We start from the raw sequence: 7,236 nt of genomic DNA, 5'->3' as shown, positions 1-7,236 counted from the left end.
CAAACGTTCCCCCCAAAAGCCCCGTGAAGAGGACGTTGCCCCACCTCTTGGGGTTGCCGTTGTCCATAAGGGCCATCAGGGAGAAGAGAAACAAAAGGGCTCCTATGATTCGGTAGATGCTCTCCATATCGAAAGCTTCAAAGACCGTTGACAGGTTCACGCTTTCCATGCCTCTTCCCCGGCTTCGCGGCGCAGGGCCGAATCCAGAAGAGCACAACGCACCATAACGATAACATAGGCCGCCAGCGCCGTGGGGAGGGCGTAAAGAACGAGCCTGAGAATGCTGACCGGGTATCCGGCCTGTTCCAATACCGCCCTGACGAACAGGCTTCCTCCGGAAGCGATGAAGAGCAGCTGTCCGAAGAAGTTGCCGCAGTTCTCCGTCGCTACGATCATGGCCTTGACACGGTCGACCATGCTGGGCAGAAGCCTTCCCTCTCGCTTTGCGGCCTCGAGGACCATGGGGGCGACGAGGGTACGGGCGATCTGATGCCCCCCGAGCATGATGCCCAGCGCTACCGAGGCCTGCCGAACCGTCATGTACAGCTGAAGAATGCGTCCGGCCGTAGCGTCCTTGACATACTGGAATTCGGCCTCCATTTTTTTGTACAGCCCCAGTCGTTCAAGGAGTCCCCACAAGGGCAGGACCAGGAAAAAGATGGACAGAAAACGGTAGGCTACGAAAGCGTTCCCGATCATTTCAAGGATGGCGACGGGGGAGATTCCGGCGAACAGGCCCATAACGAAGATAACGAGCAAAATGGTCAGGAGCAGATTGAACTCGAAAGTCGTACCGATCAGGATGATCAGAATACCGATCAGGTTGATCAAGGTTCCCCCTCCCCGCGGATGCGCAGACAAAAAAGAGATTTCGATGCCGTCTTTCACAGGGCGCCCGGCCCGCTTACGACACCCCTCATTCTTTTCGCAGTATAGCACACGGCAAGGCAGGATCGGGTTCAGCCGTTTTCTCGGCCCCTCGCAGGAAGGCCCCCTCCGAAGACGTCCCCGTCAATGCCCCTCCCTGCAGACGGCTGCCGCCGCCAGAATCGCGGCTTCGAGTCCCCGGGCCATCGCCTCGAGCGGCAAGCCGGGCTGCCCCAGGCGCTCGGCCTGCTCCATCATATACGGAACATGAATGAACCCGCCCCGACGCACATTGCCCTCATCCTCCAGAAAACGCATCAGCCTGTAAAAGAGATGATTGCATACGAACGTTCCCGCGCTGTTCGAGACGGAGGCCGGGACCCCGGCTTCCCACATCGCCCGAACCATGTCCTTGATGGGCAGGGTGGACCAGTAGGCCGCGGGGCCCCCCTCGACCACGGGCTCGTCCACGGGCCGATTGCCGTCGTTGTCCGGGATGCGGTAATCGTCGACATTGATCGCCACCCGCTCGAGGGAGAGCCCGGGACGCCCGCCCGACTGGCCTAGGGCTATAACCATAACGGGATCCTCGCGCGTTATGGCCGAGAGAAGCGCCTCGGCCGCACGAAAGCGTATCGCGGGGATCTCCTGAGTGACGACGCGATACCCGTCCAGCCGTTTGCCGTCAAGAAGCCCAAGCAGCTCGCAGGCTGGGTTGACGGGCTCGCCGCCGAAGGGATCGAACCCCGAGAGCAGAATCTTGTTTTGCATCCGTACGCCTCCATGACCGGTCGAGAAACGACCCTTGTCCCTCAAGTCGATCAATCGTCCTGCCAAGTCAGGGCGAACTGCGCCATCGTGCCCGTTCCGGTCCAGAGCACCTCCTCGTTGACGTCGAACTTCGGGTGATGGTGCGGATAGTCCCGTCCGCCGCCGAAGGTCGAGGGGTGGAAGAAGAACACGCCCGGCGCCTTCTCCAGGAAGAACGCCATGTCCTCCCCTCCCATCGTCGGCTCGTCGACCTCCCGGACCTTCTCGGGCCCCACCACCGCGCCGGCCGCGCGCAGGAGCTTCGCGGTCATCTCCGGCGCATTGACCGTGGCGGGCGGTCCATAGTGGAACTCCACGGCCGCGCGGCCCCTCATGGCGTGGGCCACGTCCTCGGAGATGGCCCGGATACGGTCCTGCAGCTCCTTACGCGTCTCCTCCGAGAGAGCGCGCAGCGTGCCCTTCAAAACGCAGTCGGACGGGACGATGTTGCCCGCGGAGCCGCTCTGAAACACCCCGATCGTCAGCACGGCCGGGGCCAGAGGGCTGATCTCGCGGCTCACGATGGTCTGGAGCGCCGTGTATATCTGACATCCGATGGCGATGGGGTCGATGGTGCGGTGCGGCGTTGCGCCATGACCGCCCTTGCCGGTGATCGTGATGGTGAAGAGGTCGGCCGCGGCCATCAGCGGTCCGTTGCTGTATCCGATCCCCCCCGCATCGACCCCCGTCCAGAAATTGCCCGTGTGGAGTCCGATAAAGGCGTCGACCTTGGGGTTTTCCATCACGCCATCCTCGATCATCGCGAGCGCTCCCGCAGCCGTCTCCTCCGAGGGCTGAAAGATCAGCTTGACCGCCCCCTTCAGCGCACTGCGATGGGCCGTCAGAATCCTGGCGGCGCCCAGAAGCATCGAGGTATGGGCATCATGCCCGCAGGCGTGCATGCGTCCGCTCACCGTCGAGGCAAAGGGCAGGCCCGTATCCTCATGGACGGGAAGGGCGTCCATATCCGCCCTCATCCCCAGCACCTTGCCGGGCAGGTCGCCCCGGATTACCGCGGCGACGCCGTTCTTGGCAATACCCGTGCGGATCTCCGTCACGCCCATCTCCTTCAGGCGTGCCACGATAAAGGCCGCCGTATCGGCGGTCTCGAACCCCAACTCCGGGTGCGCGTGCAGATGGCGGCGCCACTCCACAAGCTGCGGGTTCAGTCTAACGGCCTCTTCCCTGACGTTGACAGTCGAGTCTTTCATTATGGTTCGGAATCCCCCTTCAAAGTGTTCTGCAAAAGTTCTCCACGACAAGCCTGCCGGCCTGTTCCGCCATTCTGACATATCCGTTCCCTTTCGGCAACGCCTTGAAGGGAGCTCAGGTCCTCAGGCAGAATTTTCACCTGCGGCAAAGAGAGGCTTTGCACGTTCTCCGCCGCACCCGGCGGATGCCGGATCGACCTCGGCCTGACCCGTACCACGACATAACGCGCTCGATCCCCGACAAAACCGCCGCAGCCCGCGTTTTTGGGGAAAACTCTGCCTCTTGACGGAGCAGGTCCTTTGGGCAATAATAAATAGTTGGAGATGCGCCGTGCGTTTTTCTCCGAGGGATTTTTTCAGTCGTTGGGGTGTAGCCAAGCGGCAAGGCAGCGGACTTTGGCTCCGCCATCGTTGGTTCGAATCCAGCCACCCCAGCCATAATTTACGGGAACGGGATATGGGGGGAGACCCCCTTGTTTTTTGCCGCGGGATTGTGAGGAGGACTGGCGGGATGAAGTCGCGCTTGGGCATTCTCGTTATGGCTGCGGGAAAGGGCACGCGGATGAGGAGCGAGCTCCCCAAAGTGCTGCATCCGATCCTGGACGTGCCGATGCTGGGGCATCTGCTTCGAAGCGTCCTCGGATGCGGCGCTGGAGAGGCTGCGGTCCTGGTGGGGGCCGGCGGAGAACGGGTCGAGGAGTACCTTCGGGACTTTCCGGAGGTAAGGGTGCTCTGGCAGCGGGAACAACTGGGGACCGGGCATGCGGTGAAGGTCGCCCGCGACTGGTGGAGGGACTTCGATACCCTGCTCGTCCTCAACGGGGACCTTCCCCTCCTGAGGCCCGAGACCCTGAGGGGCCTTATCGAAAAGTGCATGTGCGAACCCGCGGCCTGCACCCTCCTGAGCTTCGAGGCTCGGAACCCCGACGGTTACGGTCGTGTCGTCCGGTCCTCCTCCGGAATCCGTATCGTGGAACACAAGGACGCCTCGGAGGCGGAGCGCGAAGTGCGTGAGGTCAACGCGGGGTGCTATTTATTCGATGTCGCCTCCTTGGCCCGCGTCATCGACCGGGTCGAAAACCATAATGTGCAGGGCGAGTATTACCTTCCCGACGTCATCTCCCTGATGCAGGAGGAGGGCATGTCCGTTCGTGCGGTCTCGATGCCGGCGGAGGAGATGAAGGGGGTCAATACCCAGGCCGAGCTGGCGGAGGCCTCGGCGGCCCTGCGCGACCGGATTGCGATGGGGTGGATGGAGCGGGGCGTGATGATGCTGGACCCCTCCTCGGTCTGGATCGGACCGGACGTGGAGCTGTCGCCCGACGTCCGCATCGCGCCGAACGTTCAGATGTGGGGGCGTACCCGGGTCGGGAGAGGGAGCTCCATTGGTCCCGGCTGCATTTTGACCGACGCCCTCCTGGGATGCGATGTCGTCCTCACCGCGAACGTGATCGTGGAGGCGAGCGAGCTGTGCGACGGCGCCAAGGCGGGACCGTTCGCCTACATACGGGAGGGGTCCTACCTCGAGGAGTGCTCCTTCGCCGGAAAGTTCGTGGAGCTGAAGAGGACGACGGTAGGCCGGAACAGCAAGGTGCCGCATCTCACCTACTTGGGCGACGCGCGTTTGGGGAAGCACGTCAATATCGGGGCCGGGACCATCACGTGCAATTACGACGGCCGCAACAAGCACCCCACGACGATCGGCGATCGCTGCTTCGTCGGGTCGGATACGATGTTCGTTGCCCCGGCGGAGATGGGGGACGACGCCTCGACCGCCGCAGGATCGGTCATCACGGACCCCATTCCGGACGGCGCCTTGGGGGTGGGGCGGGCCAGGCAGCGCAATATCGAGGGATGGGCGCTTCGCAGGAACCAACTGGGACGACGGGGAGGCTGATAATCGTGTCGGGAGTGAAGGACCTCAAGATTTTTTCAGGGACGGCGCATCCGGATTTCGCCAAGCGCATCTGCAGCGAGTTGGGGGTGCGGCTTTCGGCGGCCCGCCATTATCGTTTTTCGGATGGGGAGATTGGGCTCTCCATCGACGAGAGCGTCCGGGGGGCCGATGTCTTTGTCGTTCAGCCGACATCCTCTCCGACAAACGACAACCTGTTTGAACTTTTGATCATGATCGACGCCTTCAAGAGGGCCTCCGCCAGCCGCATCAACGTGGTGACTCCCTACTTCGGCTATGCGAGGCAGGACCGCAAGAGCAAACCTCGCGAGCCGATCACCGCGAAGCTCGTCGCCAACCTTCTGACCCACAGCGGCGCGGACCGCGTGATTACGGCGGACCTCCATGCGGGACAGATTCAGGGATTCTTCGATATCCCCGTGGACCATCTGACGGGAATGCCCCTTCTCGCCTCTCACTTCAAGGAGATGCTGGAGCCCGAGCTTCAGCGCGGGGAGGTCGTCGTGGTCTCGCCCGATGTCGGCGGCGTGGTGCGGGCACGGCGTTTTGCCGTCATGCTCAAGACGGACCTGGCCATCGTCGATAAAAGGCGTTCCTACGAGGTCGCGAACTACTGCGAGGTCATGGACATCATCGGCGAGGTACGGGGAAAGACGGCGGTCCTGGTCGACGACATCATCGATACGGCGGGTACGATCTGCAATGCGGCTGCAGGGCTGAAGGAACGCGGATGCCGGACGGTGTACGCCTGTGCGACGCACTCGGTGCTCTCCGGGCCCGCAATGGAGCGCATCGCGAAGTCCGAGATCGAGAAGCTGGTCTTTTCGGATACGATCCCCATCCCGGAATCCAAGCGTTCGGAAAAAGTGCAGCAGCTTTCCATCGCCCCCCTGTTTGCGGAGGCCATCCTGAGGGTCCACAGCGACCGGTCGGTGAGCAGCCTGTTCGATAAATAAGGACACGGCGTCAAATAAAGATACGTCAGCGCTGTCCCACCGCGGGCGAAATGCCTGCGGAGGCGGTAATATAAAGCGTCAAAAGGAGTTGTCGAGAATGTCTGAGCGAGTAACGTTAGTGATGGAGCCCAGAGAGAAGAGCAGCAAGGGGGAGAACAGGAGGCTGCGCAAGGCCGGTTGGACGCCCTGCGTCTTCTACGGCCCCGAGGTTGAGGAGCCCGTTTTGGGAAAGATCGCCTCGAAGAGCCTGGAGCGTCTGCTTGCGAGCGGGCGCTGGGAGGCCATGCGCCTGACGGTGAAGCTTCCCTCCGGCGCGGAGGAGATGTGCATCGTCCGCGAGGCGCAGCGCGACCCCCTGACGGATAAGCCCGTCCACATCGATTTCCTTCGCCTGATTAAGGGGCGCAAGATCTCGGTCAAGGTTCCCGTGAAGGTTCAGGGGCGCGAGGTCTCTCCGGGGCTCAAGGATGGCGGTGTTCTGGAGAGCGTGCACGAGCTCGAGGTCGAGACGCTGCCGATGAGCATTCCCGAGAGCATCGTCGTGGATATCTCGGAGCTGAAGCTTGGGGACTCCCTGCACGTGCGGGACCTCTCGTTGGGGGAGAACGTGACGCTGTTGGCGGAGCCGGACGAGGTCGTGGCCATCATCGTGGTTCCGAGAGGCGTGGAGGAATCCACCGTCGAGGAGGAGCCCGCCGAGGTGGAGGTCGTGGCCAAGGGCAAGGCGGCCAAGTCCGAGGAGGAGCAGGACAACTAGACCGCCGGCGTTCGTGGGGGAGGTGTCGGTGTGAAGCTGATCGCAGGCCTGGGGAACCCGGGGCAGGAGTACGCCTTCACCCGGCATAACATGGGCTGGCTTGCCGTGGACCATCTGGTGTTGCGCAGCGGCCTGGGGAGGCCCCAGCTGAAATTCCGGGGCGAGTTTTGGCGTATGCAGGACTGCATTCTGTTAAAGCCCCTGACGTTCATGAACCTGAGCGGAGCGGCGGTACGGGAGGCCTTCGACTTCTACAAGCTGACGCCTGCCGACGTGCTGGTGATCTATGACGATCTGGCGCTGCCCTACGGGCAGCTTCGCCTGCGCTCGTCGGGCAGTGCGGGAGGGCACAACGGGTTGGCCTCGGTCATCTCCGTGCTGGGGACCCTGGAGGTTCCGCGCCTGCGCATCGGTTTGGGAGACGCCCCCGGAAGCAGGGTCGGCCGGGTGCTGGGGCACCTGACGAAAGCGGAGACGGAGGCCCTGCCCGCTGTCCTCGACGACGTCGAGAAGGCGGGGGACGCCTGGCTTCACCTGGACATACAGCGTGCGATGAGCCGGGTGAACGCCCCCAGGGGCGAGTCCCGGGAGTAGGATATGGGATGAAGAACGGAGGGGACGGCGCCGTCCCCTCCGTTCTTATATACTCGTATACTCGGCACCGGCCGCAGGAATCGCTGCACTCCAACGGGATGACCTTCTTGGAATGCGCGCGGCGCA

Annotated in this window: 7 protein-coding genes and 1 tRNA gene; 5 read left to right on the top strand and 3 right to left on the bottom strand. The window is 62.8% G+C overall.

Annotated elements, in window-relative coordinates:
* Nucleotides 1–156: 156 nt before the first annotated feature.
* The 3 genes from Q0176_RS03005 to Q0176_RS02995 all read right to left on the bottom strand — a co-directional run bounded on the left by Q0176_RS03005 (nucleotide 157) and on the right by Q0176_RS02995 (nucleotide 2,888).
* Complete coding sequence (locus Q0176_RS03005) at nucleotides 157–831, bottom strand: DUF969 family protein (RefSeq protein ID WP_299299121.1); 675 nt, start codon at nucleotides 829–831, stop codon at nucleotides 157–159.
* Nucleotides 832–1,011: 180 nt separating this feature from the next.
* A complete protein-coding gene (gene pcp / locus Q0176_RS03000) occupies nucleotides 1,012–1,638 on the bottom strand; it encodes a pyroglutamyl-peptidase I (protein WP_299299120.1) in 627 nt (208 codons plus the stop codon).
* Between the two features lie 50 nt (nucleotides 1,639–1,688).
* Nucleotides 1,689–2,888, bottom strand: coding sequence for a M20 family metallopeptidase (locus Q0176_RS02995; protein ID WP_299299119.1), 1,200 nt, complete (start codon nucleotides 2,886–2,888; stop codon nucleotides 1,689–1,691).
* A 364-nt stretch (nucleotides 2,889–3,252) separates the two neighbouring features.
* On the opposite strand from Q0176_RS02995, the gene Q0176_RS02990 reads away from it, so the two are divergent.
* From Q0176_RS02990 to pth, 5 genes are all read left to right on the top strand, one after another.
* Nucleotides 3,253–3,326: transfer RNA gene (locus Q0176_RS02990), tRNA-Gln, on the top strand.
* 73 nt (nucleotides 3,327–3,399) lie between these two features.
* Complete coding sequence (glmU, locus tag Q0176_RS02985; RefSeq protein WP_299299118.1) at nucleotides 3,400–4,785, top strand: bifunctional UDP-N-acetylglucosamine diphosphorylase/glucosamine-1-phosphate N-acetyltransferase GlmU; 1,386 nt, start codon at nucleotides 3,400–3,402, stop codon at nucleotides 4,783–4,785.
* A gap of 2 nt (nucleotides 4,786–4,787) precedes the next feature.
* A complete protein-coding gene (locus Q0176_RS02980) occupies nucleotides 4,788–5,759 on the top strand; it encodes a ribose-phosphate pyrophosphokinase (RefSeq protein WP_299299122.1) in 972 nt (323 codons plus the stop codon).
* 97 nt (nucleotides 5,760–5,856) lie between these two features.
* Nucleotides 5,857–6,516 carry a 50S ribosomal protein L25 gene (locus Q0176_RS02975; RefSeq protein ID WP_299299117.1) on the top strand — a complete coding sequence of 220 codons (660 nt, stop codon included), beginning with the start codon at nucleotides 5,857–5,859 and terminating at the stop codon, nucleotides 6,514–6,516.
* 30 nt (nucleotides 6,517–6,546) lie between these two features.
* A complete protein-coding gene (gene pth, locus Q0176_RS02970; protein ID WP_299299114.1) occupies nucleotides 6,547–7,110 on the top strand; it encodes an aminoacyl-tRNA hydrolase in 564 nt (187 codons plus the stop codon).
* Nucleotides 7,111–7,236: the final 126 nt, after the last annotated feature.

This window comes from uncultured Fretibacterium sp. (assembly GCF_938040765.1).
Classification (GTDB): Bacteria; Synergistota; Synergistia; order Synergistales; family Aminobacteriaceae; genus CAJPSE01.
This window is presented reverse-complemented; position numbering and strand designations above follow the sequence as displayed.

Excerpts from the sequence above, each read along its gene's own strand:
- pcp (WP_299299120.1), bottom strand. The coding sequence starts at position 1,638 with ATGCAAAACAAGATTCTGCTCTCGGGGTTCGATCCCTTCGGCGGCGAG.
- Q0176_RS02995 (WP_299299119.1), bottom strand. The coding sequence starts at position 2,888 with ATGAAAGACTCGACTGTCAACGTCAGGGAAGAGGCCGTTAGACTGAAC.
- glmU (WP_299299118.1), top strand. The coding sequence starts at position 3,400 with ATGAAGTCGCGCTTGGGCATTCTCGTTATGGCTGCGGGAAAGGGCACG.
- Q0176_RS02975 (WP_299299117.1), top strand. The coding sequence starts at position 5,857 with ATGTCTGAGCGAGTAACGTTAGTGATGGAGCCCAGAGAGAAGAGCAGC.